This window comes from Actinotalea fermentans (assembly GCF_007991475.1).
GTDB lineage: Bacteria > Actinomycetota > Actinomycetes > Actinomycetales > Cellulomonadaceae > Actinotalea > Actinotalea fermentans.
This window is the reverse complement of record NZ_BJYK01000001.1, coordinates 95887-121441: the sequence shown is the minus strand read 5'-3', so window position 1 is coordinate 121441 and position 25555 is coordinate 95887. Positions and strand designations below refer to the sequence as shown.

25 protein-coding genes, 1 tRNA gene and 1 pseudogene are annotated in these 25555 nt (G+C 73.8%); 8 read left to right on the top strand and 19 right to left on the bottom strand.

All coding sequences use genetic code 11. The annotated features are described in order from the left end of the window. Positions 1–22: 22 nt before the first annotated feature. From AFE02nite_RS00555 to AFE02nite_RS00480, 16 genes are all read right to left on the bottom strand, one after another. Positions 23–919: a F0F1 ATP synthase subunit gamma gene (locus tag AFE02nite_RS00555; RefSeq protein WP_034245305.1), complete on the bottom strand. Its 897-nt coding sequence runs from the start codon at positions 917–919 to the stop codon at positions 23–25. Between the two features lie 3 nt (positions 920–922). Next, a complete protein-coding gene (atpA, locus tag AFE02nite_RS00550) occupies positions 923–2557 on the bottom strand; it encodes a F0F1 ATP synthase subunit alpha (RefSeq protein ID WP_034245303.1) in 1635 nt (544 codons plus the stop codon). A gap of 93 nt (positions 2558–2650) precedes the next feature. Then, positions 2651–3466 (bottom strand): F0F1 ATP synthase subunit delta, encoded by an 816-nt coding sequence (locus AFE02nite_RS00545; RefSeq protein ID WP_034245301.1) that lies wholly within the window; start codon positions 3464–3466, stop codon positions 2651–2653. Then, the gene (locus tag AFE02nite_RS00540; protein WP_034245299.1) at positions 3466–4053 is read right to left on the bottom strand and encodes a F0F1 ATP synthase subunit B; all 588 of its coding nucleotides are present in this window, start codon (positions 4051–4053) and stop codon (positions 3466–3468) included. The genes AFE02nite_RS00545 and AFE02nite_RS00540 overlap by 1 nt, the downstream gene beginning before the upstream one ends. After that, complete coding sequence (gene atpE / locus AFE02nite_RS00535; protein ID WP_307726028.1) at positions 4053–4265, bottom strand: ATP synthase F0 subunit C; 213 nt, start codon at positions 4263–4265, stop codon at positions 4053–4055. Before atpE ends, AFE02nite_RS00540 begins: the two co-directional genes overlap by 1 nt. A 92-nt stretch (positions 4266–4357) precedes the next feature. Then, positions 4358–5101: a F0F1 ATP synthase subunit A gene (gene atpB, locus AFE02nite_RS00530; RefSeq protein WP_307726036.1), complete on the bottom strand. Its 744-nt coding sequence runs from the start codon at positions 5099–5101 to the stop codon at positions 4358–4360. Between the two features lie 230 nt (positions 5102–5331). Further along, entirely contained in the window at positions 5332–5811 is a 480-nt protein-coding gene (locus AFE02nite_RS00525) for a hypothetical protein (protein WP_034245295.1), read from the bottom strand. Next, positions 5808–7028 (bottom strand): MraY family glycosyltransferase, encoded by a 1221-nt coding sequence (locus AFE02nite_RS00520; RefSeq protein WP_146818919.1) that lies wholly within the window; start codon positions 7026–7028, stop codon positions 5808–5810. The genes AFE02nite_RS00525 and AFE02nite_RS00520 overlap by 4 nt, the downstream gene beginning before the upstream one ends. After that, entirely contained in the window at positions 7025–7690 is a 666-nt protein-coding gene (locus AFE02nite_RS00515) for an L-threonylcarbamoyladenylate synthase (RefSeq protein WP_034245293.1), read from the bottom strand. Before AFE02nite_RS00515 ends, AFE02nite_RS00520 begins: the two co-directional genes overlap by 4 nt. Next, positions 7687–8553: a peptide chain release factor N(5)-glutamine methyltransferase gene (prmC, locus tag AFE02nite_RS00510; protein WP_407643077.1), complete on the bottom strand. Its 867-nt coding sequence runs from the start codon at positions 8551–8553 to the stop codon at positions 7687–7689. Before prmC ends, AFE02nite_RS00515 begins: the two co-directional genes overlap by 4 nt. 77 nt (positions 8554–8630) lie before the next feature. Beyond that, positions 8631–9740, bottom strand: a complete 1110-nt coding sequence (prfA, locus tag AFE02nite_RS00505; RefSeq protein WP_052114084.1) for a peptide chain release factor 1 — start codon at positions 9738–9740, stop codon at positions 8631–8633. Between the two features lie 96 nt (positions 9741–9836). After that, positions 9837–10061 (bottom strand): 50S ribosomal protein L31, encoded by a 225-nt coding sequence (gene rpmE, locus AFE02nite_RS00500; protein ID WP_034249190.1) that lies wholly within the window; start codon positions 10059–10061, stop codon positions 9837–9839. Between the two features lie 122 nt (positions 10062–10183). Further along, entirely contained in the window at positions 10184–12172 is a 1989-nt protein-coding gene (gene rho, locus AFE02nite_RS00495) for a transcription termination factor Rho (protein ID WP_146818918.1), read from the bottom strand. A 280-nt stretch (positions 12173–12452) separates the two neighbouring features. Beyond that, positions 12453–13376 (bottom strand): homoserine kinase, encoded by a 924-nt coding sequence (thrB, locus tag AFE02nite_RS00490; protein WP_034243700.1) that lies wholly within the window; start codon positions 13374–13376, stop codon positions 12453–12455. An 11-nt stretch (positions 13377–13387) separates the two neighbouring features. Further along, the gene (gene thrC, locus AFE02nite_RS00485; protein WP_034243737.1) at positions 13388–14458 is read right to left on the bottom strand and encodes a threonine synthase; all 1071 of its coding nucleotides are present in this window, start codon (positions 14456–14458) and stop codon (positions 13388–13390) included. Further along, on the bottom strand, positions 14458–15759 hold the full coding sequence (locus tag AFE02nite_RS00480; protein WP_052113422.1) for a homoserine dehydrogenase: 1302 nt from the start codon (positions 15757–15759) through the stop codon (positions 14458–14460). The genes thrC and AFE02nite_RS00480 overlap by 1 nt, the downstream gene beginning before the upstream one ends. Before the next feature lie 199 nt (positions 15760–15958). Here AFE02nite_RS00480 and AFE02nite_RS17555 point away from each other — a divergent pair, with 199 nt between their 5' ends. Together AFE02nite_RS17555 and AFE02nite_RS00470 are read left to right on the top strand one after the other, a co-directional pair. After that, positions 15959–16342, top strand: a complete 384-nt coding sequence (locus AFE02nite_RS17555; RefSeq protein ID WP_034243704.1) for a YciI family protein — start codon at positions 15959–15961, stop codon at positions 16340–16342. Beyond that, the gene (locus AFE02nite_RS00470; protein ID WP_034243705.1) at positions 16339–17529 is read left to right on the top strand and encodes an RNA polymerase sigma factor; all 1191 of its coding nucleotides are present in this window, start codon (positions 16339–16341) and stop codon (positions 17527–17529) included. The genes AFE02nite_RS17555 and AFE02nite_RS00470 overlap by 4 nt, the downstream gene beginning before the upstream one ends. A gap of 1 nt (position 17530) precedes the next feature. Here AFE02nite_RS00470 and lysA read toward each other — a convergent pair whose 3' ends face one another. The 3 genes from lysA to AFE02nite_RS00455 are packed head-to-tail and all read right to left on the bottom strand — an operon-like array spanning position 17531 to position 21864. Further along, the gene (lysA, locus tag AFE02nite_RS00465; protein WP_034243707.1) at positions 17531–18880 is read right to left on the bottom strand and encodes a diaminopimelate decarboxylase; all 1350 of its coding nucleotides are present in this window, start codon (positions 18878–18880) and stop codon (positions 17531–17533) included. Continuing rightward, positions 18877–20559, bottom strand: a complete 1683-nt coding sequence (argS, locus tag AFE02nite_RS00460) for an arginine--tRNA ligase (RefSeq protein ID WP_034243709.1) — start codon at positions 20557–20559, stop codon at positions 18877–18879. Before argS ends, lysA begins: the two co-directional genes overlap by 4 nt. A 9-nt stretch (positions 20560–20568) precedes the next feature. Beyond that, positions 20569–21864: an MFS transporter gene (locus tag AFE02nite_RS00455; protein WP_034243710.1), complete on the bottom strand. Its 1296-nt coding sequence runs from the start codon at positions 21862–21864 to the stop codon at positions 20569–20571. Positions 21865–22000: 136 nt separating this feature from the next. On the opposite strand from AFE02nite_RS00455, the gene AFE02nite_RS00450 reads away from it, so the two are divergent. The 6 genes and pseudogenes from AFE02nite_RS00450 to AFE02nite_RS00430 all read left to right on the top strand — a co-directional run bounded on the left by AFE02nite_RS00450 (position 22001) and on the right by AFE02nite_RS00430 (position 25341). Beyond that, positions 22001–22669 (top strand): FadR/GntR family transcriptional regulator, encoded by a 669-nt coding sequence (locus tag AFE02nite_RS00450; RefSeq protein ID WP_034243712.1) that lies wholly within the window; start codon positions 22001–22003, stop codon positions 22667–22669. 72 nt (positions 22670–22741) lie between these two features. After that, positions 22742–22817, top strand: a tRNA-Arg gene (locus AFE02nite_RS00445). Between the two features lie 293 nt (positions 22818–23110). Then, complete coding sequence (locus tag AFE02nite_RS00440) at positions 23111–23350, top strand: hypothetical protein (RefSeq protein ID WP_146818916.1); 240 nt, start codon at positions 23111–23113, stop codon at positions 23348–23350. Further along, positions 23350–23868, top strand: a pseudogene (locus AFE02nite_RS17980) (putative T7SS-secreted protein); the annotation flags it as partial. The gene AFE02nite_RS00440 and the pseudogene AFE02nite_RS17980, both read left to right, overlap by 1 nt. A 113-nt stretch (positions 23869–23981) precedes the next feature. Further along, positions 23982–24782, top strand: a complete 801-nt coding sequence (locus tag AFE02nite_RS00435; protein WP_034243717.1) for a hypothetical protein — start codon at positions 23982–23984, stop codon at positions 24780–24782. Positions 24783–24792: 10 nt separating this feature from the next. Continuing rightward, positions 24793–25341, top strand: coding sequence for a hypothetical protein (locus tag AFE02nite_RS00430; RefSeq protein ID WP_034243719.1), 549 nt, complete (start codon positions 24793–24795; stop codon positions 25339–25341). The last annotated feature ends 214 nt before the right edge of the window (positions 25342–25555 follow it).

The following is a 25555-nucleotide window of genomic DNA, read 5'->3' as shown; positions in this document are numbered from 1 at the left end:
GGGTCGTTCGTGAGGCCGGTGGTCAGGAGGCCAGCGCGTCGGCGCCGGAGACGATCTCGCTGATCTCCTGCGTGATCTCCGCCTGGCGGGCCTGGTTCGCCAGCCGCGTGAAGTTCCTGATGAGGTCCTCGGCGTTCTGCGTCGCCGTGTGCATGGCCTGCTGGCGGGCGGCGAGCTCGGAGGCGGCCGACTGCAGCAGGAAGGAGTGGATCCTGCTGCGAACGTACTGCGGCAGCAGTGCGTCGAGCACGACCTCGGCGGACGGCTCGAACTCGTACAGCGGCACGGGCTCGTTGTGCACGTCCTCGCCCGTGGGTGCGTCCACGACCTCGAGCGGCAGCATCCGGATCACGCGCGGGGTCTGGGTGACCATGTTGACGAAGTGCGTGTAGACCACGTGCAGCTGGCCGACGCCACCCTCCGACGGGTCGGTGAGGAACGCCTCGAGCAGCGTCGAGGCGATCTCGGCGGCGACCTCGGCGGTCGGCGCGTCGGAGAAGCCCGTCCACGAGCCGGCCAGCTCCCGCCGCCGGAACGTGTAGTACGACACCGCGCGTCGGCCCGTCACGTAGAGCTGGACCTCCTGGCCCTGCTCCGTGAGCTCCTTGATCAGCCGCTCGCCCTCACGCAGCACGGACGCCGAGTACGCACCGGCCATGCCGCGGTCGGCCGTCACGAGCAGGACGGCCGTCCGGTTCGTCTCGGGCCGCTCCCGCGTCAGCGGGTGGTCGATGTCCGCGTGCCCCGCGACGGCCGACACCGCCCGCGTGATCGCGCGCGAGTACGGCCCGGCCGCCTCGACGCTCTCCCGGGCGCGCGCGATCCGCGACGCGGCCATGAGCTCCATGGCCCGGAAGATCTTCTTCAGCGCCTGGGTCGACTTGATGCGCTGTCGGTAGTACCGCTGCTTGCCGGCCACGGGTCAGCCCCGGCTCCGCTTGACGATCTGCTCCTGCTGCTGCTCCGCAGGCGCCTCTGTGGCGTCGATCGGCTCGGGCTCGGGCGACACGTCGGTGCCCGCGAGGAACGCCGTCGTGAACTCGTCGACCGCTGCCTCGAGCGCCGCCTCCGTCTCCTCGCCGAGCTGGCCCGTCGAGGCGATCGTGGAGAGCACGTCCGTCTTGCGGCGCAGGTGCTCGAGCATCTCCTGCTCGAAGCGCCGGACGTCGCCGAGCGCGACCTTGTCGAGCTTGCCGTGCGTCCCGGCCCAGATCGACGCCACCTGGTCCTCGACCGGGTACGGCGAGTACTGCGGCTGCTTGAGCAGCTCCATGAGGCGAGCACCACGCACGAGCTGCTGCCGCGAGGCCGCGTCGAGGTCGGACGCGAACATCGCGAACGCCTCGAGGGAGCGGTACTGGGCGAGCTCGAGCTTCAGCGTGCCGGAGACCTTGCGCATCGACTTCACCTGGGCGGCGCCGCCGACGCGGGAGACCGAGATGCCGACGTCGACGGCGGGCCGCTGGTCCGCGTTGAACAGGTCGGACTGGAGGAAGATCTGGCCGTCGGTGATCGAGATGACGTTGGTCGGGATGTACGCCGACACGTCGTTCGCCTTGGTCTCGATCATCGGCAGGCCGGTCATCGAGCCGCCACCGAGGGCGTCGCTGAGCTTGGCGCAGCGCTCGAGCAGGCGGCTGTGCAGGTAGAAGACGTCGCCCGGGTAGGCCTCGCGCCCCGGCGGGCGGCGCAGGAGGAGGGAGACGGCGCGGTAGGCCTCGGCCTGCTTGGACAGGTCGTCGAAGACGATGAGGACGTGCTTGCCGTCGTACATCCAGTGCTGCCCGATGGCGGAACCGGTGTACGGGGCGAGGTACTTGTAGCCGGCCGGGTCGGACGCCGGCGAGGCCACGATCGTCGTGTACTCGAGAGCGCCGGCCTCCTCGAGCGCCGCGCGCACCGCCGCGATCGTCGAGCCCTTCTGGCCGATGGCGACGTAGATGCAGCGGACCTGCTTCTTCGGGTCGCCCGACTCCCAGTTCGCCTTCTGGTTGATGATCGTGTCGATCGCGATGGCGGTCTTGCCGGTCTGGCGGTCGCCGATGATGAGCTGCCGCTGGCCGCGCCCGATCGGGATCATCGAGTCGATCGCCTTGATGCCCGTCTGCAGCGGCTCGCCGACGCTCTGGCGGGCCATCACGCCCGGCGCCTGCAGCTCGAGCGCGCGGCGGGCCTCCGTGGCGACCTCGCCGAGGCCGTCGATCGGGTTGCCGAGTGGGTCGACCACGCGGCCCAGGTAGCCGTCACCCACGGCGACGGAGAGCACCTCGCCGGTGCGCCGGACGACCTGCCCCTCCTCGATGCCGGCGAACTCGCCGAGCACCACGACGCCGATCTCCCGCACGTCGAGGTTGAGCGCGAGGCCCAGGGTGCCGTCCTCGAACTCCAGGAGCTCGTTCGCCATGGCGCCGGGCAGGCCCTCGACCTGCGCGATGCCGTCGGCGGCGAGGGTGACCCGGCCGACCTCCTCGCGGACCGCGCCCGAGGGCGTGTACGACTCCACGAAGCTGTCCAGCGCAGCCCGGATCTCCTCGGGCTTGATCGTCAGCTCAGCCATCCTGCTCTCTCCTGTCAGAAACGGCGCCATCGGCGTCGTCACGTCCTGTGCTCCGGGGCGGGGCCGGTGCTCGCACCCCGGTTCGTCCTGGCCTCAGCCGGCCAGCCTGCGTCGTACCTCGTCCAGCCGCGACAGCACGGTCGCGTCCACGATCTCGTCTCCCACCGCCACGCGGAGCCCGCCGACGACCTCGGGGTCGACGGCCACGTTGACCTGCACGGGGCGCCCGTACGCCGCGGACAGCACCGCGCCGAGCCGCTCGAGCTGCGCCGGCGAGGGCATGACGGCGGCGGTCACCGTGGCGAGCAGCCGCTCGCGCCGGTGCGCCGCGAGCCGACCCAGCTGGGTCAGCGTCGTCATCATCGTGCGGCCGCGGGGCGTGCGCGCCGCGCGCACGAGCAGCTGCAGCGTCACCGGGTGCACCTGCGTGCCCACCAGCCGCTCGACGACCTGGGCCCGCGCGTCGGGCGTCGCCATCCGGTCGGTGAGGGCGTCGCGGACGCGGCGCTCGCGCGCCAGCACCCGGCCGAAGCGGAACAGCTCCTCCTCGACCCGCTCGAGCGCGCCCGCGGACTGGGCCGCGGACAGCACCGTCTCCGCGGCGACCCGCTCGAGCGCCTCGACGAGGTCCTCGGGGACGGACCAGCGACGCCGCGCCGCTGCCGCCACGAGCTCGACCACGCTCGGGTCCGCCTTGCCATCGAGCAGCTCCTGGACGAGGCCGGCCTTGTCGTCGCCGTCCCGCGACGGATCGCTGAGCGCGCGCCGCAGGCCGCCGGAGCGGTCGAGCGCGTCCACGACGACGAACAGCTGGTCGCCGAGCTCTGCGGCCTGCGGTCCCGCGGCCGTGAGGACGGGCTCGAAGCCCTCCTGCACCGCCTCGTACGACGCCTGGCTGACCCCACGCATCAGCGGCCCCCACCCCCTGCGGCCGGCGCCTCGCCGGCCGCGACCGAGGCCTCGATCTCGTCGAGGAAGCGGTCGATGACACGGGACTGGCGCGCCTCGTCCGCAAGAGCCTCGCCGACGATGCGCGACGCGAGCTCGGTGGCCAGCGCGCCGACCTCGGCGCGCAGTGCCGTCGCGGCCTGCGCGCGCTCCGCCTCGATCTGCCGCTGGGCGTTGCCGACCAGCCGCTCGGCGTCCGCCGTCGCCTTGGCCCGCAGCTCCGCGACGATCTGCGCCCCCTCGGCGCGCGCGTCCTCGCGGATGCGCGCCGCCTCGGCGCGCGCGCTCGCCAGCTGCTGGTGGTACTGCGCCAGCGCCTCGGCGGCCTCCTCCTGCGCGGACTCGGCCTTGGCCAGGCCTCCCTCGATGCGCGCGGTGCGCTCGTCGAGGATGCGCGTGAAGGTCGGCAGCACCTTGCGCATGAAGATCCAGGCCAGGATCCCCAGGGCGAGCGCTGAGAAGATGACCTCGGAGATCGGGGGGATGAAGAGCCCGATCCCCTCGGGGACCTCGCTCTCCTCCGCCGCCAGGACGATGGTGGACAGCATCAGAACATCAGGCCGGCAACCAGGCCGATGAGGCCGAGGGCCTCGACCAGGGCCATGCCGATGAACATGTTGATGCGGAGCGCGCCCGCGACCTCGGGCTGGCGGGCGGTGGCCTCCTGCGTCTTGCCGACGAGCATGCCGATGCCGATGCCGGGGCCGAGCGTGGCGAGGCCGTACCCGATGGTGGCGATGTTGCCGACGATGGTGTCCACGTCAGGCCTTTCCTTTCGTCGTCGTCCCGGACGGGCGTCCGGGAGCGGTGCTGTGCGGTCGTGCGACCCGAGCCCGTGGGGGCGCGGAAGACTCAGTGCGCCTCCACCGAGAGGCTGATGTAGACGGCGGTGAGCAGGGTGAAGATGTACGCCTGCAGGACCGCCACGAAGATCTCGAACACGGTGAAGGCGAAGCCGGCCGCGAACGTCAGCGTGCCGACGACCTTCAGGGCGCCGCTCGCCTCGAGGAAGAGCCAGCTGGTCATCGAGAAGAAGAGGACCAGCAGCAGGTGCCCGGCGAGCATGTTCGCCATGAGACGGATGGTCAGCGTCGCCGGCCGCAGGATGAAGGTCGAGACCAGCTCGATCGGGGCCAGGATGATGTACACCGGCCAGGGCACCCCGGCGGGGAACAGGCTCGTCTTCACGTAGCCGAAGACCCCGTGCGCGCGGATACCCGCGACGACGAACGCGATCCACGCCACGACGGCCAGGAGCAGCGGCACCGTGACGGTGCTGGTCGAGGCGATGTTGAGCAGGGGCACGATGCCCGTGATGTTCATCGCCAGGATCGCGAAGAACATCGTCGTCAGCAGCGGCACGTACGGGCGGGCCCGCCGCTCGCCGAGCACCTCCTCCGCGATGTTCACGCGGACGAAGTCGAGGGCCATCTCGGCCAGGTTCTGCCCCCGCCCGGGCACGAGCGCGGCGCGGCGCGCAGCGGCCCAGAAGACGAGCGAGATGACGACGGCGGACAGGATCCGCACGAGCGTGATGCGGTTGAACTCGAACGGCGTGCCCTCGAAGCCGATCGCCGGCGGGAAGAACTCGGCGATGGAGGGGATGTGAGGCCCGCCCTCGTCACCGGAGGCGGCGAGCAGCGCGATCGTCGCAGCGGTGGACAGGGTGCACTCCCGAGGCTCGTGGTTGGGGCGGTCGGTGCCCGGGCACGCCGCCGTACCAGTCGTTGCTGGATCGTGGGAATCCTAGCCCATCGCGGGCCTGTTCCTGTGCGGCCGCCCGCCCTGCGCCCTCATGGCCACAGGACCGTTCCAGGACCTTCGTCCTAGGCCTCGGGCGGGGTGGCCGGCGGGCGCATGCTGGGGTCCACGTGGGGTACCCGGCCGGTCAGGGCGGCCCGCATCTGGATCACCACGGCGGCCAGCAGACCCACCACCACCGTGCCGCCGAACACGGGCATGTGCACGCCTCCCGTGGCCCGCAGGCCGAGCACGGCGCCGATGAGCACGAGCGCCGCGAGGAGCCACGAACCGACCGCGCCGCCGAGGGCAGCGGTCAGCGATGCTCGCGACGTCGCGAGCATCGTCACCGGTGTGGCAGCCGCCACCAGCCCGCCGACGACGCCGCCCAGCAGGCCGCCCCAGAGGCCGGGCAGACCGGCGACGAACCAGCCGACGGCGCCACCGACGACGATCAGGACCACCGCCAGCACGACCACGCCGCGCACCGCCCGGCGGAACACGCGTCCCAGCTCGGCCTGGACCTCGGCCCCGGGCACCGGTCCCGGTGTCGTCGCGTCGCTCATCCGACCCCTACCTCCAGCCGGCCGCGCACCGGGCCGTCGTCGTCGTGTCCACCGTCGTCCCCGCCGTCGGGCCCGCCGTCGTTCCCAGGGCGGCCGCCCGCACCACCCGCGCCGCCGGGCGGCCCCTGGGCGCGGCGTCCGCGCAGCGGCCCGAGGGTGAGCCCCAGCGCGACCACCATGCCGACGCCCACCGCCCACAGCACCTGCGTCGTGGTCCAGCGCACCAGCGCGGCGCCGCCGAAGGCGAAGAGCGCCGTCCACAGGTACATGATCAGCACCGCACGCCGGTGCGAGTGCCCCAGCTGCAGCAGCCGGTGGTGCAGGTGCCGGCGGTCCGGGTGGAAGGGCGACTTGCCGGCCCCGACGCGGCGGACGACGGCCAGCCCCATGTCCACCAGCGGCAGCAGCAGGACGGCGACCGGCAGCAGCAGCGGAAGGAAGGCCGGGAACTGCTGGCGCGTGGTCACCGCGGCGGCGTCGACCTGCCCGGTCACGTGGATGCCCGCGGCCGCGATCGTCAGCCCGATGAGCATCGACCCCGAGTCGCCCATGAAGATGCGCGCGGGGTGGAAGTTGTGCGGCAGGAAGCCGATGCACGCCCCGACCAGGACCGCGACCATCATCGTGGCGAGGTTGGCGTAGCTCTCCGCGCCCGTGTCGGCGGTGAGCAGGTACGTGTAGATGAAGAACGCGGTGCCGCCGATGGCGATCAGGCCGGCGGCGAGCCCGTCGAGGCCGTCGACGAAGTTCACCGCGTTCATCGCCACGACGACGATGAGCACCGTCACGACCAGCGACATCCGCGAGGAGGGGATGGTCTGGCCCCAGATGGGCAGGGCGTACAGCTGGACCTGGCCCAGCCACACCATGACGCCGGCGGCGAGCAGCTGACCCGTGAGCTTGGTGACCCAGTCCAGCTCCCAGATGTCGTCCGCGGCACCCAGGAGGCACACCATCGCGGCGCCGGCCAGGATGGCCCACGCCGTCGACGTCCGGAACTCCCCCGCGAGGAACGGCATGCGCGAGGCGAAGGCGATCGCCACGGCCATCCCCAGCAGCATCGCCACGCCGCCCATCCGCGGGATCGGCGTCACGTGCACGTCCCGGTCGCGCACAGCGGTGATCGCACCGGTGCGCAGGGCCAGCCACCGCGCGAGCGGCGTCGTCAGGTAGGTGACGGCGGCCGCGACGAGGGCCAGCAGCACGTAGATCCTCACCCGGCGCTGCCCTCCGGGCCCTCGACGGCGGCCACGGCGGAGAGCTCCGCGACGCCGAGCGCGCCCAGGCGGACCACGCGCAGCCGCGGCGTGGTCGCGTCGACGATGGTCGAGGCCACTCCCCCGGGCGCGACACCACCGTCGAGGTAGACGGCGACGGCGTCGCCGAGCTGGTCACGCGCCTCGCCCGCCGTGAGCGCGGCCGGCGAGCCGGTGCGGTTCGCGCTCGAGACCGCGAGCGGTCCGGTCCGGCGCAGCAGCGCCAGCGCCGCGGGATGGTCGGGCATCCGCACGGCGACGGTGCCGCGCGTCTCGCCGAGGTCCCACGCGAGCGAGGGCTGCGCCCGGCAGATGACGGTCAGCGCGCCCGGCCAGAAGGCCTCCATCAGGCGGCGAGCGGCGTCGGGGACGTCGTCGCAGAGACCGTCGACGGTGCGCACGTCGGGCACGAGGACCGGCGGCGGCATCTGGCGGCCCCGGCCCTTCGCGGCCAGCAGCGCCGCCACGGCGGCCGGTGAGAAGGCGTCGGCGCCGATGCCGTAGACGGTGTCGGTGGGGAGGACCACGAGTCCCCCGCGACCGAGGGCGTGCACCGCCTCGTCGATCGCCGGGCCCCAGGTGGCCGGGTCCGTGCAGTCCATCACGGAGCCCGAGTCTGTCATGTCCCGTCGGCGCCGTGGTCACCCACCCGCCGCGCCACCACCATCCGGTCCCGGCCGGTCAGGTCCGACACCGTGCTGACCTGCTCGAACGCGCCCAGGCGTGCGACGGCGTCGCGCATCCCCGCGCCCTGCACGTCGGCGTGCTCGACCACCAGCAGCCCACCTGCCCGCAGCAGCGCGGCCGCCCGCGCGACGACGCCGCGGGGCACCTCGAGCCCGTCAGGCCCGCCCCCGTAGAGGGCGAGCGCGGGGTCGTGGTCGCGCACCTCCGGGTCCAGCGGGACGGCGTCCGGCGGGATGTACGGCGGGTTCGACACGACGACGTCCACGATGCCGTCGAGGTCCGCGAGCACCCGGGGGTCGGTCGCGTCGCCGTGGACCACCGGCACGGCGGCCCCGCAGGCCCGGGCGTTCTCGCGCGTGAGCGCGACCGCCTCCGCCGACGCGTCGACGGCCGTCACCACCGCCCCGGGGACCTCCGTCGCCACGGCCAGCGCGATGGCCCCGGTACCGCAGCACAGGTCGACGACGACGGGGGTCCGTCCCGCGGCCGTCAGCCGCCGGGCCTCGTCGACGGCGAGCTGCGCGACGGTCTCCGTCTCCGGGCGCGGGACGAAGACGCCGGGGCGCACGGCGAGCGTCAGGTAGCGGAACGGCGCCGAGCCGACGATGTGCTGGAGCGGCTCCCGCGCGCACCGGCGCTCGACGAGTGCCGCGAACACCGGGAAGAACGACGCCGGCGGGGTCGGCGCGAGGGCGGGCTCGACCCGCTCGACCCCGAGCACGTGGGCGGCCAGCGCCCGCGCGTCGTGCTCGGCGGAGGGGACGCCCGCGGCGGCCAGCAGCCGCGCGGCCTCGCGCAGCGCCGCCCGCAGGTCACGTCGTCCCGGGTCCACCGGCGAGCGCCCGTCCACCCGGCTGCCCTCGTCCACCGGCCCGGTCACCGGCCCGCGTCCGCCAGTCGCGCCGCGTCGTCGGCCTCGATCGCCGACCGCACGACGGCATCGAGGTCGCCATCCAGCACCTGGTCGAGGTTGTAGGCCTTGAACCCCGTGCGGTGGTCCGCGATCCGGTTCTCCGGGAAGTTGTAGGTCCGGATCCGCTCGGACCGGTCGACCGTGCGCACCTGCGAGCGCCTGGCCTGGGACGCCGCGGCCGCGGCCTCCTCCTGACGCGCCGCGAGCAGCCGGGCCCGCAGGATGCGCAGGGCCTGCTCCTTGTTCTGCAGCTGCGACTTCTCGTTCTGGCAGCTGACGACCAGGCCGGTGGGCAGGTGCGTGATGCGCACGGCGGAGTCGGTCGTGTTCACCGACTGCCCGCCGGGGCCCGACGAGCGGTAGACGTCGATGCGCAGGTCCGCCGGGTCGATCTCGACCTCGGCCTCGTCCTCGACCTCCGGGAGCACGACGACGCCGGCCGCGGACGTGTGGATCCGACCCTGCGACTCGGTGACCGGCACGCGCTGCACGCGGTGCACGCCGCCCTCGTACTTCAGGTGGGCCCACACGCCGTCCTCCGGTGCGACGGCGCCGCGCGAGCGCACCGAGACGGTCGCGTCCTTGACCCCGCCGAGGTCGGAGTCCGTGAGCTCGAGGACCTGCGTGACCCAGCCGCGGCGCTCGGCGAAGCGCGTGTACATGCGCAGGAGGTCGCCGGCGAAGAGCGCGGACTCCTCGCCGCCCTCCCCCGCCCGGATCTCGAGCAGGACGTCGCGGGCGTCGTCGGGGTCACGTGGCACGAGGATGGCGCGCAGCACCTCGGCGCTCTCGCGCTCGGCCGCGATGAGCGCGGGGAGCTCCTCCGCGATCGAGGGGTCCTCCGCGAGCTCGCGCGCCGCCTCGACGTCGTCGGCCGCCGCGCGCCAGGCGCGGTAGGCACCGACCACCCGGCCGAGCTCGGCGTAGCGGCGGCCGAGCGCGCGGGCGCGGGCCGGGTCGCCGTGCACCGCGGGGTCCGCCAGGGCTGCCTCGACCTCGGCGTGCTCGGCGAGCATCGCCGTCGGGTCGAACGCCGTGCCGAAGGCCTCGTGCCTGTCCTCGGGCCCTGCCATCTCCGCCGTCCTCCGCCTCGGTGGTCGACCCGGGCTTCCCGGGCCGCAGACGCGACGACGCCGGCGGGACCAGGTCCCGCCGGCGTCGGCGAAGCGCTACTTGGCGGCGGCGTCGGCCTTCTTGCCGTACCGCGCCTCGAACCGCGCCACCCGGCCACCGGTGTCGAGGATCTTCTGCTTGCCCGTGTAGAACGGGTGGCAGTTGCTGCACACGTCGGCGTGGATCTCGCCGGACGTCTGCGTGCTGCGGGTGGTGAACGTGTTGCCACACGTGCAGGTGACGGTGGTCTCCACGTACTTCGGGTGGATGTCCTTCTTCACGGTCTCTCCTCGTTGCCGTCGACGGGTCGCCGCGCGGGTGCGGGCGTGAACCGCCGAGCCAGGGTCAAGTCTGCCAGAACACGGGCCGGGCTCCGAATAGTCCCGATCGCCCGTGCGGACGTTCAGTCGCCGGAGTGCCCGGGCGGGGCCGGCGTCGTCTTCTGCACCTGCAGCAGGAACTCCACGTTGGACTGCGTGTCGCGGAGCTTGGACAGGAGCAGCTCGATCGCCTGCTGGGTGTCCAGCGCGCTCATCACGCGGCGGAGCTTCCAGCTGATCTTGAGCTCGTCGCCCGGGATGAGGATCTCCTCGCGCCGGGTACCGGAGGCGTCCACGTCGACGGCGGGGAAGATCCGCTTGTCGGCGAGCTGCCGGGAGAGCTTGAGCTCCATGTTCCCGGTGCCCTTGAACTCCTCGAAGATGACCTCGTCCGCCTTGGAGCCCGTCTCCACGAGGGCGGTGGCCAGGATCGTCAGCGAGCCGCCGTTCTCGATGTTGCGCGCCGCGCCGAAGAAGCGCTTCGGCGGGTACAGCGCGCTCGAGTCGACGCCACCGGACAGGATCCGGCCCGACGCCGGCGCCGCGATGTTGTACGCCCGGCCGAGGCGGGTGATCGAGTCGAGCAGCACGACGACGTCCTGGCCGAGCTCGACCAGCCGCTTGGCCCGCTCGATGGACAGCTCCGCGACGGTGGTGTGGTCCTCCGCCGGGCGGTCGAAGGTCGAGGCGATGACCTCGCCCTTCACCGTGCGCTGCATGTCCGTGACCTCCTCGGGGCGCTCGTCGACGAGCACGACCATGAGGTGGACCTCGGGGTTGTTCTGCGTGATGGCGTTGGCGATCGCCTGCAGGACGAGCGTCTTGCCGGCCTTGGGCGGCGACACGATGAGGCCGCGCTGGCCCTTGCCGATCGGTGCGACCAGGTCGATGACGCGCGTCGTCATGACGTTCGGCGCGGTCTCCAGGCGCAGGCGCTCCTGCGGGTACAGCGGCGTGAGCTTGCCGAACTCCGGCCGGCTCTTCGCCTCCTCCGGGGACAGCCCGTTGACCGAGTCGAGCCGCACCAGCGCGTTCACCTTGGACCCGCGGCCCTGCGGCAGCGGCTCGCCCTCCCGGGGCGCCCGGACCGCGCCCACGATGGCGTCTCCCTTGCGCAGCCCGTAGCGCTTGACCTGGTTCATCGAGACGTAGACGTCGTTGTCGCCGGGCAGGTAGCCGGACGTGCGCACGAACGCGTAGTTGTCCTTGATGTCGAGGATGCCTGCGACGGGGACCAGGACGTCGTCCTCGGTCACCTCGATCTCGTCGAGGCCCAGGAGGTCCCCGGAGCCCGTCCGGCCGCCGCGGCGGTTCTTGTTGCGGTCTCGGTCCCGGTACCGGCGGCCACGACGGCGGCCGCCGCCCTCCTCGTCGTCCCGCTGCTGAGCCTGCTGGGACTGCTGGCCCTGCTGGCGACCGTCCCGCTGGCCCTGCTGGCCGTCGCGCTGGGGTGCCTCCCCCTGACCGGCGTCGCGCTGGCTCTCGCGCTGCGTCTCTCGCTGGCCGGCGTCGCGCTGCGTCTCGCGCTGGCCGGCGTCGCGCTGCGTCTCGCGCTGGCCCGCGTCGCGCTGCGTCTCGCGCTGCGCGTCCCGCTGACCGGACTCGCGCTGCTCGCCGGGCGCGCCCGCGGCCCGCGCGGCGCGGCGCTGCTGGCGCTCGACGGCGACCGCCCGGGCAGCCTCGGCCGCGCGGCGCGCGCGGTCGTCGCCGGACTCGTCGTGCTCCTGGCCCGCGGCACGGCGTGGCGCCTGCCCGGACCCGGCGCCCGTCTCGGCCGCCTCCTGGGCGGGAGCGGCCGCGGCGGGGGCGGCCGCGGCGGGAGCGGCCGCGGTGCGCGCGGCCGACGTGCGCGCCGCCGTCGTGCGCGGGGCCGCCGCGCGCGTGGCGCCTCCGGTGCCGCCGCGACGCTCACGGATCGCCTCGACGAGATCGCTCTTGCGCATGCCCGACGTGCCCTTGAGCCCGAGCTCGCTGGCCAGGGCCTGCAGCTCCGGCAGGCGGAGCGCGCTGAGCGCGGCGGCACGGCCGGCGGCACCGCCGGTGCCCGACGCTGCGTCGATGGTGTCTGTCACGAAGGTCCTTCCCCCTCGTCGGCGGCCGGAGGACACGGGCCGCGGAAGTTCGCCGGACGTGCTCCGGCGCGTTCGCCCGCCACGGGATCGCTGAGCGATCGTGACGGTGACGGGATCCCCCTGCACCGCGGCGACGGCGCGTGCGTGGTTGCACCGTGACCGCTGGGGTTTTCCGGGGGATTGGCCCCAACGGTACCACCCGCCAGGAAGGGCTGCGGGGCCCTCCCGGGTGATCTCCCGGCACGGCCGGCGCCGACCCGCCGGGCGGGCCCCGCGTGCCTCAGAGGCGCTCGGCGAGGGCCCCGTCCGCCGCGATGCCCGGGGCGACGACGGCCCAGTCCTCCCCCGTCTCCGCGAGGACCTGCCGGCGGATCGCCGCCGACTCGTCCCCCGCGCTCGCGCGCTCGAGGACGAGCACCGACGGGCCCGCCCCCGAGACGACGGCCGCGAGACCGGCCTCGCGCAGCGAGCGGACCAGGCGCCACGTCGACGGCATCACCGGCGCGCGGTACTCCTGGTGCAGCTTCTCGGCCGTCGCGTCGAACAGCAGCTCGGGACGGTGGCACAGCGCCTGGACCAGCAGGGCGGACCGGCCCGCGGTGAAGGCGGCGTCGGCGTGCGGGACGGTGCCCGGCAGGACGCCGCGAGCGGTCCGCGTGGCCAGGCGCACCTGGGGCACCAGGGCGACCGGGACGACGTCGGGGTGCAGGGGCAGCTGCGTCGCGTGCGGGCCGTCCGGGCCGGTCCATGAGATCGTGGCGCCGCCCAGGATCGCCGGCGCCGCGTTGTCCGGGTGGCCCTCGAACTGGGTGGCGATCTTGAAGGCGGCCGTGTTGTACAGCGCCTCCGGCTCGTTGATCATCATCCGCACCGCGAGGATGCCCGCCACGACGGCGGCGGCCGACGAGCCGAGACCGCGCCCGTGCGGGATCCGGTTGTCGCACGTCAGCTCCAGGCCGACCTGCGACGCCCCGACGGCGTCGAGCGCGGCCCGGATCGCCCGGACGACCAGGTGGTCCTCGCCGTCCGGGAGCTCGCCGGCGCCCTCACCGGTGACCGAGACGCGCACGTCGGTGCTGCCGAGCGCGCGGACCTCGATGGTGTCGTAGTGGGCCAGCGCGAGACCCATGCAGTCGAACCCCGGGCCGAGGTTCGCGCTCGTCGCGGGCACCCGCACGCGCACGTGGTCGCAGACCAGTCGCATCGTCCGCTCCCTCAGCCCAGGCCGAGCGCGTCGGCGATCGACACCACGTCGGGCGTCACCCGGGTCAGCTGGACGGGCTCGCCGTCGGGCGTGCGCAGCGCCCACTGCGGGTCCTTGAGGCCGTGGCCCGTCACCGTCACGGTGATCCGGGCGCCGGCCGGCACGCGGCCCTGCTCGGCGAGCATGAGCAGGCCGGCGACGCCGGCCGCGGACGCCGGCTCGACGAAGACCCCGGCCTCGGCGGACAGGATCCGGTGCGCCGCGAGGATCTGCTCGTCCGTGACGGACTCGATGAGGCCGCCCGACGTGTCGCGCGCCTCGACGGCCTGTCGCCAGGACGCCGGGTTGCCGATCCGGATGGCGGTCGCGATCGTCTCCGGCTCGTCGACGGGGTGGCCGAGGACGATCGGCGCGGCGCCGGCGGCCTGGAAGCCCCACATCATGGGCGTCCGGGTGGCGGGGCCGTCCGTCGCGTACTCGGTGAACCCCTTCCAGTACGCCGTGATGTTCCCGGCGTTGCCCACCGGCAGCACGTGGATGTCGGGCGCGTCGCCGAGCCAGTCGACGATCTCGAACGCGGCCGTCTTCTGGCCCTCGATGCGGTCGGGGTTCACCGAGTTCACCAGCTCGACGGCGTAGCTCTCGGCGAGCTTGCGGGCCGCGACGAGGCAGTCGTCGAAGTTGCCGTCCACCTGGAGCAGGCGCGCGCCGTGCGCGACCGCCTGGCTCAGCTTGCCCATCGCGATCTTGCCGTCCGGGACGAGCACCGCGCAGGTCATCCCCGCAGCCGTGGCGTACGCGGCCGCCGACGCCGACGTGTTGCCCGTCGAGGCGCAGATCACCACGCGGACGTCGCGGGCCGCTGCCGACGAGATCGCCGTCGTCATGCCGCGGTCCTTGAAGGAGCCGGTCGGGTTCATGCCCTCGACCTTGAGGTGGACGTCCGCGCCGGTGCGCTCGGAGAGGGCGCGCGCGGCCACGAGCGGCGTGCCGCCCTCCCCCAGGGTCACCACGCGCTCGCGCACGTGGTCCGGCAGACGCTCCGCGTACTCGGCGATGACGCCGCGCCACTGGTTGGCCATCACGCCCCCTCGACCCGCAGCACCGACAGGACCGCCGACACGGCGTCGAGGCCCTCGAGCGCGCCGACGGTGGCCGCGAGCGCGGACTCCTTGGCGCGATGCGTCACCACCAGCAAATCGGCCGCCTCGCCCGTCGACCCGTCGGGGGCCACGGCCTGCCGCACGGTCTCGATCGACACGTCGTGCGCTGCGAAGGCCCCCGCGACCTGGGCGAGCACGCCCGGCCGGTCGGCGACCCGCAGCCGCACCTGGTACCGCGTGACGGCCTGCGCCATCGGCAGCACGGGGAGGTCCGCGTAGCGCGACTCCGCCGGCCCGCGGCCGCCCTGCACCCGGTGCCGCGCGATCGTCATGACGTCGCCGAGCACGGCCGAGGCGGTGGGCACGCCGCCCGCGCCCTGCCCGTAGAACATCAGCGGCCCGGCGGCCTCGGCCTCGACGAACACCGCGTTGAACGCGCCGCGCACGCCGGCGAGCGGGTGCGCGAGGGGCACCAGGGCCGGGTGCACGCGGGCGACGACTCCGGCGTCGCCGGGCAGCCGCTCGGCGACCGCGAGGAGCTTGAGCACGTGGCCGGTCTCGGCCGCCCACGCGACGTCCTCGGCGGTGACGGCGGTGATGCCCTCGCGGTGCACGTCCGCGGTCGACACGCGGGTGTGGAACGCGAGCGAGGCGAGGATCGCCGCCTTGGCCGCGGCGTCGAAGCCTTCGACGTCGGCCGTGGGGTCCGCCTCCGCGTAGCCGTGCGCCTGCGCCTGCTTGACGGCCAGGGCGAGGTCCTCGCCCGTCGTCGCCATCTGGTCCAGGACGTAGTTCGTGGTGCCGTTGACGATGCCCAGCACGCGCGTGATGCGGTCGCCGGCGAGCGACTCGCGGACCGGGCGGATCAGCGGGATCGCGCCCCCGACCGCGGCCTCGTAGTAGAGGTCGACGCCGGCGGCCTCGGCGGCGGCGTAGAGGGTCGGCCCGTCCTTGCCGAGCAGCTCCTTGTTGGCCGTGACGACCGACGCCCCGGCCGCCATCGCGCCCAGGATCATCGTGCGCGCCGGCTCGACGCCGCCGATGAGCTCGATCACCACGTCGGACCGGGCGACCAGGCCCTGCCAGTCGGTGGTCAGGAGCTCCCGCGGGATGACGGGGTCGCGCTCCGCCTCGGTCGACCGCTCGGCGATCCCGACGAGCCGGACCTCGTCGCCCACGCGGGCGGTGAGCTCGTCGGCGTTGGTCAGGAGGAGGCGGGCCACCTCGGTGCCCACCGTTCCGCACCCGATCAGAGCCACCCGGACCGTCACGCGCCTCACGCTCCCGACCTCGTCCACGCCGGGCAGGGGCCCGGGCGGCCCCAGGATACGGGTGAGCCGATCACGCGCGAGCGGCTGTCCGCGCCGATGCCACGCGCGGACCCGCCGAGGCCGGGAACCCGTCCCGGCGTCGTGTCGATCCGTCCTTCCGACGATCGTCATGAGGGTGTCAGGATCACCGAGGACGGAAGGACCGACCATGCGCTACACCCTCCTGCTCCACTACCCCGAGATGACGGCCGAGGAGCTCGGCCCCGAGGCCCTGGCCGAGGGCATGGCCGCGTTCGACGCCTACACGAAGGCGCTCGACGCCTCCGGCGTGCTGATCTCGGCCGAGGTCCTGCAGCCCGTCGCCCACACGACGACGGTCTCGCTCGCGAGCGGGACGCCGGTCGTCCAGGACGGCCCGTACGCCGACACGAAGGAACAGCTCGGCGGCACGGTGGTGATCGACGTCCCGGACCTGGACGCGGCGCTCGCCTGGGCGCAGCAGGCACCGCCCGTGCACTACGGCACGGTCGAGATCCGGCCGAGCGCGACGCATTTCGCCGACGGCGCCTGGACGGCGTTCGACTTCCAGTGAGCTCCACGGACGAGGCGCGCGCCGCGGCGACCCTGGCGGCGCGCGCCTCGTACGGACGCCTCGTGGCGATCCTCGCAGCACCCACCCGGGACATCCCGGCGGCGGAGGACGCCCTCGCCGACGCGTTCGAGCGTGCCCTGCGCAGCTGGCCCCAGGTCGGTGTGCCCGACAACCCCGAAGGGTGGCTGCTCACGGTGGCACGCAACCGGGTGCGCGACGCGCTCCGCTCGGCGGCCCACCGCACGGCCGCGCCGCTGACCGACGCGGCGACGGTCCCCGCCGACCTGCTCGAGGTGGACGTGGACGCCATCGGCGACAAGCGGCTCGAGCTGCTCTTCGCGTGCGCCCACCCGCGCGTCGACCCCCCGGTGCGCACGCCCCTGATGCTCCAGGTGGTCCTCGGGTTCGACGCGCGGGAGATCGCGCGCGCGTTCGCCGTCCCGACGGCGACCATGGCCCAGCGCCTGGTCCGCGCGAAGCGCCGGATCAAGGGCGCCGGCGTCCCCTTCGCCGTCCCGACGAGGGCGGACATGCCCGAGCGGCTGCCACCCGTGCTCGAGGCGATCTACGGCGCGTACGCGATCGACTTCCTCGGGGGTTCGCCGCTCCCGGACGAGGCCCGCTTCCTGGCCCTCACGACGGCCGTCCTGCTCGGGGACGAGCCCGAGGCCTGGGGCCTGGCGGCGCTGCTCACGCTCGCCCAGGCGCGGGCGTCCGCCAGGACCGGCGACGACTACGTCCCGCTGTCCGAGCAGGACGTCGCCACCTGGGACCGGGCGCTCGTGGCCGAGGGCGAGTCGCTGCTGCGCCGGGCCGCCGCCTTCGGCCGGCCCGGGCGTTTCCAGCTGGAGGCGGCCATCCAGTCGGTGCACTGCGACCGGGCCCGCACCGGGACGACCGACTGGGCCGCGCTGCGCCGTCTCTACGCGGCGCTCGTCGCCCTCACGCCGACGCTCGGTGCGCGCACCGCGCTCGCGGTCGCGATCGGGCGGGTCGACGGCGCCCGGGCCGGGCTCGCGGCCCTCGACGCGATCGACGACCCGGGGATCGGGCGCTTCCAGCCCGCGTGGGCGGCCCGTGCCGAGCTGTCGGGCGATCCCGCGGCGCTCGCCAAGGCGATCTCGCTCACCACCGACCCGCGCGTGCGCAGATGGCTCGAGTCGCGGGGCCTGTCGGACGACCGGTGAGTCAGCCGAGGTCGAGCGCCAGCAGGTCGTCCTCCGTCTCGCGGCGCACGATGACGCGGGCGGCGCCGTCGCGCACGGCGATCACCGGGGGCCGGGGCACGTGGTTGTAGTTGGAGGCCATCGAGCGGCCGTAGGCCCCCGTGGCCGGGACCGCGAGGAGGTCGCCGGGGGCGACGTCGTCGGGCAGGGCGACGTCGTGCACCACGATGTCGCCCGACTCGCAGTGCTTGCCGACGACGCGCGCGGCCACGGTCGTCGCGCCCCCCCGCCGCGAGGCGAGTGCCGCCGTGTACCGGGCACCGTAGAGCGCCGGGCGCAGGTTGTCGCTCATCCCGCCGTCGACCGACACGTAGGTGCGCGTGCCGCCGTCCTCCAGCGTCACGGGCTTGACGGTGCCCACGCGGTAGAGCGTGAGGGTGGTCGGCCCGACGATGGCGCGGCCCGGCTCGATCGAGATCCGCGGCAGCGGCGTGCCGAGCTCGGCGCACGCACCCTCGACGACGCCGGCGAGGTCCTTGGCGACGCGACCCGGCTCGAGCGGGACCTCCCCCGGCAGGTAGGCGATGCCGAAGCCGCCGCCGAGGTCGACCTCCGGCAGCAGGTGACCGGTCGCGGCGGCCAGCTCCGCACGCAGCTGGAGCACCCGGCGTGCGGCCGCCTCGAACCCGGAGGGGTCGAGGATCTGGGAGCCGATGTGCGAGTGCACGCCGATGAGCTCGAGCTCCGGGCGGGCCAGGATCGCGAGCAGGGCCACCATCGCCGGGCTGGCGCCCTCGCCGGCCAGCGACAGGCCGAACTTCTGGTCCTCGTGGGCCGTCGCGATGAACTCGTGCCCGCCCGCGTGGACGCCCGTCGTGAGCCGCACCATGACCGGCGCGCGCACGCCCGCACGCGCGGCGGCGTCGGCCACCCGGTCCACCTCACCGAGGGAGTCGACGACGATCCGCCCGACGCCGGCGGCGAGCGCGCGCTCGATCTCGGCGTCGGACTTGTTGTTGCCGTGCAGCCCGATGTCGGCGCCCGGGACGCCCGCGCGCAGCGCGACGGCCAGCTCGCCACCGGTCGCCGTGTCGATCCGCAGGCCCTCCTCGTGCGCCCAGCGCGCGACGGCGACCGAGAGGAACGCCTTGCCGGCGTAGTACACGTCGACGCCCGCGCCGACGGCGGCGAACGCGCGCTCGAACGCCTCGCGGAAGCCCCGGGCGCGGGCCCGGAAGTCGGCCTCGTCGAGGACGTAGGCGGGCGTCCCGTGCTCGGCCGCCAGGTCCCGCAGGTCCACGCCGGCGACGCTCAGCGCACCGTCGTCGCCCCGCCGTGCGCCGGCGGGCCAGACGTGCGGGTCGAGGCTCACATGCGCTCCGGCGCGCTCACCCCGAGCAGGCCCAGGCCGTTGGCGAGGACGGTGCGCGTCGCGTCGTTCAGCCACAGACGCGTGCGGTGGCCGTCGGAGACCTCCTCCTCGCCGAACGGGACGACGCGCCGCTGCTGGTCGTACCACTTGTGGTAGACCCCGGCGAGCTCCTCCAGGTACCGGGCGACGCGGTGCGGCTCGCGCAGCTCGGCGCCCTGCGCGACGACGCGCGGGAACTCCGCGAGCTTGCCGAGCAGCGCCGACTCGCTCGGGTGGTCGAGCAGCGACGGGTCGAACCCGTCCTCGCGGCGCACCCCGAGGTCGGCGGCGTTGCGCGCGATGTTCGCCGTGCGCGCGTGCGCGTACTGGACGTAGTAGACGGGGTTGTCGTTGCTGCGCGAGGCGAGCAGGTCGAGGTCGAGGTCGATCGCCGAGTCCGCGGACGAGCGGGCGAGCCCGTACCGGCCGGCGTCCACACCGACGGCCTCGATGAGGTCGTCGATCGTGACGACCGTGCCCGCGCGCTTGGACATCCGGACAGGCTCGCCGCCCTTGACGAGGTTGACCATCTGCCCGATGAGGATCTCGAGGTTGACCCACGGGGTGTCGCCGAACGCAGCGCACATCGCCATCATCCGGCCGATGTACCCGTGGTGGTCGGCGCCGAGCATGATGATCGCCCGGTCGAACCCGCGCTCGCGCTTGTCCAGGTAGTAGGCGAGGTCGCCGGCGATGTAGGCCGCGTCGCCGTCGGACTTGACGATGACGCGGTCCTTGTCGTCGCCGAACTCCGTGGTGCGCAGCCACGTGGCGCCCTCGGACTCGTAGACGTGGCCGAGCTCGCGCAGCCGCGCGATGGCGTGCTCCACCGCGCCCGACTCGTGCAGCGAGGCCTCGTGGTAGTAGACGTCGAAGTCGACGCCGAACGTGTGCAAGGTCGCCTTGATCTCGTCGAACATCAGCGCCACGCCGCGCGCCCGGAAGATCTCCTGCGCGGCGTCGTCGGCCAGGTGCGTCGGGTCGGGCTCGCCGGCCGCGACGGCGTCGGCGACGACGCGCGAGGCGATCTCCTCGATGTACGCGCCGCCGTAGCCGTCCTCGGGCGCCTCCTGGCCGCGGGCGCGGGCGAGCAGCGAGCGCGCGAACCGGTCGATCTGCGCGCCGTGGTCGTTGAAGTAGTACTCGCGGGTCACCTCGGCACCGCAGGCCTGCATGAGCCGGGCGAGCGAGTCGCCGACGGCGGCCCAGCGCGCGCCGCCGATGTGGATCGGCCCGGTCGGGTTCGCCGAGACGAACTCCAGGTTGATCCGCTCGCCTGCGAGCGCGTCGTTCGTGCCGTAGGCCGGGCCGGCCTCGACGATCGCCTGCGCGAGCCGCCCGGCGGCCGCCGCCTCGAGCGTGATGTTGAGGAAGCCCGGGCCTGCGACGTCGACCTTCGCGATGCCCGGCTCGGCGGCCAGGCGCGCGGCCACGAGCGCGGCGAGGTCGCGCGGAGTCATGCCGGCCTTCTTGCCCAGCTGCAGGGCGACGTTCGTCGCCCAGTCACCGTGCTCGCGCTGCCGCGGTCGCTCGACGACGATCTCCTGCGGCAGGTCCTCGGCGGACAGCGCGACGGCGCCGTGTGCGACGAGGCCGGTCAGGACGGCGTGCAGCGACTGGGCGAGCTCTGCGGGGGTCACCGGCAAAGCCTAGCGAGCCGACGCCGTCCGCCCGGTACGTGAGCTCGCCGGTGCGGCCGCGACCGCGCGTCCGCCAGGCCCGCCCCAGGTGTCCTCGAGCATCACCGGGCGGCACGCGAGGACCCCGGCGACGGCCAGCACGCCCACCATGCCCAGCAGCATCGCGATCGTGGCAGTCCAGTCCCCTGTCGCCTCCCGGAGCAGACCGGCGGCGACCGGCCCGGCCGCGGCGAGCGCGTAGCCGAGGCCCTGCACGAAGCCGGAGAGCGCCGCGGCGCCGTCGGCCGTGCGCGTGCGCAGGCCGACGAGCGTGAGGACCAGCGGGAACGAGCCGGGCGCGGTGCCCAGCAGCGTCACCCAGAGCCACAGGGGCGCCGTCGGGCTCACGAGGAGCCCGACGTACGCCACGACGTAGAGCGCCGCGAACGCCACCATGAGCCACCACGGGTTCGCCACGCGCACGGCCACGAGCGGGACGAGGAGGGCGGAGACGAGCCCGAGGGCGCTGAAGAGGGCGAGCCATCGGCCCGCGGCGACCTCCCCGACCCCGACGTCGCCGAGCAGGTCGGGGAGCCAGGCGAACACGATGTACACGTTCGCCGTGTTCATCGCGAAGGTGACCGCCATCGCCCAGGCCAGCGGGGCCCGCCAGACGTGCCCGCGCCGGTGCGGACCGGTCGCCACGTGCTCGAGCACCGGACGCAGGCGGCTGCGCGCCGCCGCGGACCGGGCCACGACGACCAGCCAGGGCACGACCGCGAGCACGCCTACCACCGACCACGCCCCGACCGCCTGCCGCCACCCGACGGCCTGCGCCGCGGGCACGGCGACCAGCGGCGGGAGCGCGGCGCTGACCGCCATGCCGACGGCGTAGGCCGCCGTCACCGCCCCGATCCGGTCCGGGAAGTAGCGCTTGACCAGCGGTGGCACCAGGACGTTGCCCATGCCCATCCCCGCGAGCGCGACGAAGGAGAAGACGAGGAACCCGGCGGGCGAGGTGGCCGCGGCCCGGGCGACCTCGCCCAGGGCGGACAACGCCATCGCGGCGACCAGGGCGGGCTCGAGGCCCCACCGGCGGCCGACCGCAGGCGCGAGCGCCCCGAACACGGCGAAGGCGAGCACGGGCGCGGCGCCCAGCAGCCCGGCGTCGGCGGTGCTCAAGGGGACGTCCCGGCGCACCAGGTCGAGGATCGGCGACACCGCGGCCACAGCCACCCGCAGGTTCAAGGAGACCAGCACGAGGCCGGCGAGGACGACGAGGCGCCCGCGCCATGGCGCGGGTGGATCGACCGGGACGAGGGACATCGCCGGAGATCCTCCCACCTTTGCCCCGGCGCCCACGCGCCCACAGCCCGGGGGAAGCGGGCGCCCACGGTGCGGCGGGGTGCGCGGGATGCCCCGACGGGTGTTGACTTCCTCTCACTGACCCCCGGGAGGTGGGATGACTCGGCGCACGAACCTCATCGACCAGGCGGTGGGGCGCTTGCGGAAGCAGATCACGTCGGGCGCGTGGCCCGTCGGCACGCGCATCCCGCCGGAGCCCGAGCTCACCGAGCTCATCGGAGTCGGCCGGAACACCGTCCGCGAGGCCGTCCAGTCGCTCGTCCACGCCGGCATGCTCGAGCGTCGCCAGGGCTCCGGCACCTACGTGATCTCGGACTCCGAGCTCGGCACCGCCATGGGCCGGCAGATCGCCGGCGCCCACCAGCGCGACGTGCTCGAGGTGCGCCGCTGCCTCGAGGTCGAGGCCGCGCGTCTGGCGGCCCAGCGCCGGTCGGACGAGCAGCTCGCCACCCTGACGGAGCTGCACGACCAGCGGGCTGCCGCCTACGCGGCCGGCGATCTCGACGCCGCGACGGTGGCCGACCTGGCCTTCCACCGCGGCATCGCCGAGGCAGCCGGGAATCCGGTCCTGCTGGCGATCTACGAGACCCTGCTCGACGCCGTCGTCGCGAACATCCGGTTCAACTTCGAGCACCCGGCCGAGGAGCACGACGTCGCCCACACCGCGCTCCTGGACGCCATCGAGACCGGGGACACGACGCGGGCCATGACGGAGATCGACGACTACCTGTCGCTGTTCATCGGCGACGACCCGGTACCCGCCTGACCGAGGTCCGCACGGCGGCTGTCCACCGGCGACCGCCGCCCCGCCCGTCCTGGTAAGGTTGCGGACCGTCCCGCCCGAGTAGCTCAGCGGATAGAGCGTCTGCCTCCGGAGCAGAAGGTCGCAGGTTCGAGTCCTGTCTCGGGCACCACGGCTGGTTCCGGAAAGTCACGTCGATGACTTCCGGAAAGTCAGCCAGCAGGACGACGAAGGAGCCCCGGACCACCAGGTCCGGGGCTCCTTCGCTTCGTCGGCGCTGGCGCTGCCGGCTTCTGCTGCCCAGCCACACCCGCCGGGTGAATCTGGTTGGTCCGCACCTTCCGTCCTCCATCCCGGCGCTAGCCTCGCGGCGACGGCTGTGTGGTCTGTGGGGGCGGATCGATGGCGGATGCGGCTGGGCTTGGCGTCGACACGGACGAGCTTCGGGCTCGGGGGTCGACCTTCGTGCGAGTTGGTGACGACGTGGTGGCCTCGGCCAACCGCGGGGTGCTGCTGGCGCACGATGGGTACGGCGACCGCGACCTGAGCGCGGCGGCGGGCCGGTTCGCCGGGCGGTTCACCTACCTGTCCAGGGGTCTGGGTGAGGATGCCGGGGACCTGGGCGTGCAGATGCGTGGGGCGGCGTTCGCGTTCGAGGAGCTCGAGGCGAGCGTGGCCGACGGTTTCCAGGCGATGCCGTACTGATGGCGCGCGTGGGCGGCTACCCCGAGCTGGGGTACACCTCTGACCCGGTGGTGCTGGTTCCGGGGTCGTTGTCGGGTCTGCGGGCGGACATCGACGACCTGACCGCGCGAGCGGAGGATCTCGCGCTGGCGGCCGAGGACCTCGCTCGCGGGTATGTGTCGTCGTGGGAGGGCGAGACGGCGGTCGCCGCGAACGAGCACCGGGCCGCCCTGGTCGACGCGCTGACGGTCAACAGCGACCTGTACCGCGTCGTGGCCACGGTCCTGGCCGGGCACGTGGACACGATCCGGTGGGCGCGGGAGCGGGCGTCGGTCGCGGTGCGCCTGTGGGAGCAGGCCAAGGCGCTCGGGGCGGTGGAGATCCGGGGCCCGGCCATGCCGTCGAGCCGGGGTGGGTGGCCGCCGCCGACCCCGAGCATCGTGGGCGATGGCCGCGGCGCAGACTTGGCCGAGGCCGCCCAGCAGATCCTGGCCGCTGCCCGCGAGGAGGTGCGCCTGTCGGCCCAGGCGGCGGCCCGGGTGATGGACCAGTTCTCCGACGGGCTGCCCGACGGGCGGTTCACCTGGATGAGTTCCTGCGTGGTATCGGGGGTTGGGTCGCCGGTCTGGCCGGCCTGGTCTGGAAGTTCAACATGGTCCGCCTGGCCGTCGACCCGGGCGGCGTGGTCGACGACGCCCTCGAGATCGGCCGGGGCGCGTGGGACACCGGCGCCTACCTGCTGGACAACCCCGACCAGGCGGTCCCGATCCTGCTGGACACCCAGACCCTGCACGACAACCCCGGCCGGTGGTGGGGAGCCCTGTTCCCCGACCTGGCCCTGACCGCGGTCGCCGGGGCGGGCGCGGTCACCCGCGGCCTGAACACCCTGCGCCGAGGCGTCGACATCGTCGATGAGCTGCCAACACGGTCCGGCCTGTCAGCCCTGGCCCAGTCCAAGATCGAGATGTACCAGCGGCTCATGGACCGCGCCGGGACCCCGGACTGGATGCGGCGCATGTTCGCCGGCTCCCAGTTCGACTGGACCCAGCAGCACCGCTACACCGCCAACCAGGTCTGGATCGACCAGCTCGACAACCAAGGCAACCTGGTCGGCAGGTTCCGCCTCGACTCCATGAACCCCGGCGAGGAGATCGTCTCCCGCAAGCTCACCGACCTCTCCGCAGTCACCGAAGCCACCGCCCGTACCTACATCGACGAGATCCTGGACAAGTACAACCCAGGGCGAGCGAACCTGGTCGTCGCAGACACACCCGCCAACCAGGCCCAGCTGGGACACGTCGACGACGTCATCGGTAGACCGATGACCGGGGGGCGCGTGCTCGAGGTCCCGGTCCAGCCCAACGGCATACCGCAGGCGGTGCTGGACTACGCCACCGAGAACCTCGTGAGGATCCGTGACGTCACGGGCCACTCCTACAATCTGACCGGCTAGAGGAGGCAGGGTGACCGAGGACGTGCTGTACACCACGCAGTGGAACGACTTCACGCGTCGGCCGGTGATGCGGCACCGGTGGCTGACCGAGGCCGAGGCGCAGGAGGCGTACCACGGCGAGGACGGCATTGAGGTCGTCGATGCGGTGAGCCGGGACGCCGACGGCAACCCGATCCCGCGGTGGGTGATCGGCGGGGGTGCCTCGGGGCGGATTCGGGTGAGGTTCTTCACGCCCGGCGGGTCGAACTGGCGCACGACCGACTACGACGTCATCGACGGGCGACTGTGGCGGTGGATCTGCTGGACGTACGTCTACCCCGACCAGGACACTCGCTACGACCTCACTCAGGCCACACGGGTCATCAGAGAGGAGTTCCGGCCCGACCGGACCGGCAGCGTGCAGTTCGACGAACGCGACGGCCTCCTGCACAAGGCCACCATCACCGACGCCCCGGTCGACGGCTTCTGGCTCGACCGCCCCGCCTTCGGCGACTGGACCAACCTCGCCAACCCCGACTACGGCGTACCCACCGACGCCGACTGGCCCACACCCTCCTGAACCACGGGCCTCTGACCTGCGGCTGTGGAGCGTCCCGCCCTTAGCCGGTGGAGCGATCACGCCCACGCGCACATCGCTCCAGGTCACCCACCTTTCCGGAACCAGCCGCCACCACACGTGGGCCCCGTCCTCTCGAGGACGGGCCCACGTGCGTCTTCAACGCCCGATCGACCCGGTCACGCGCGAAGCGAGCGAGGCGATCCGCGCACCGATC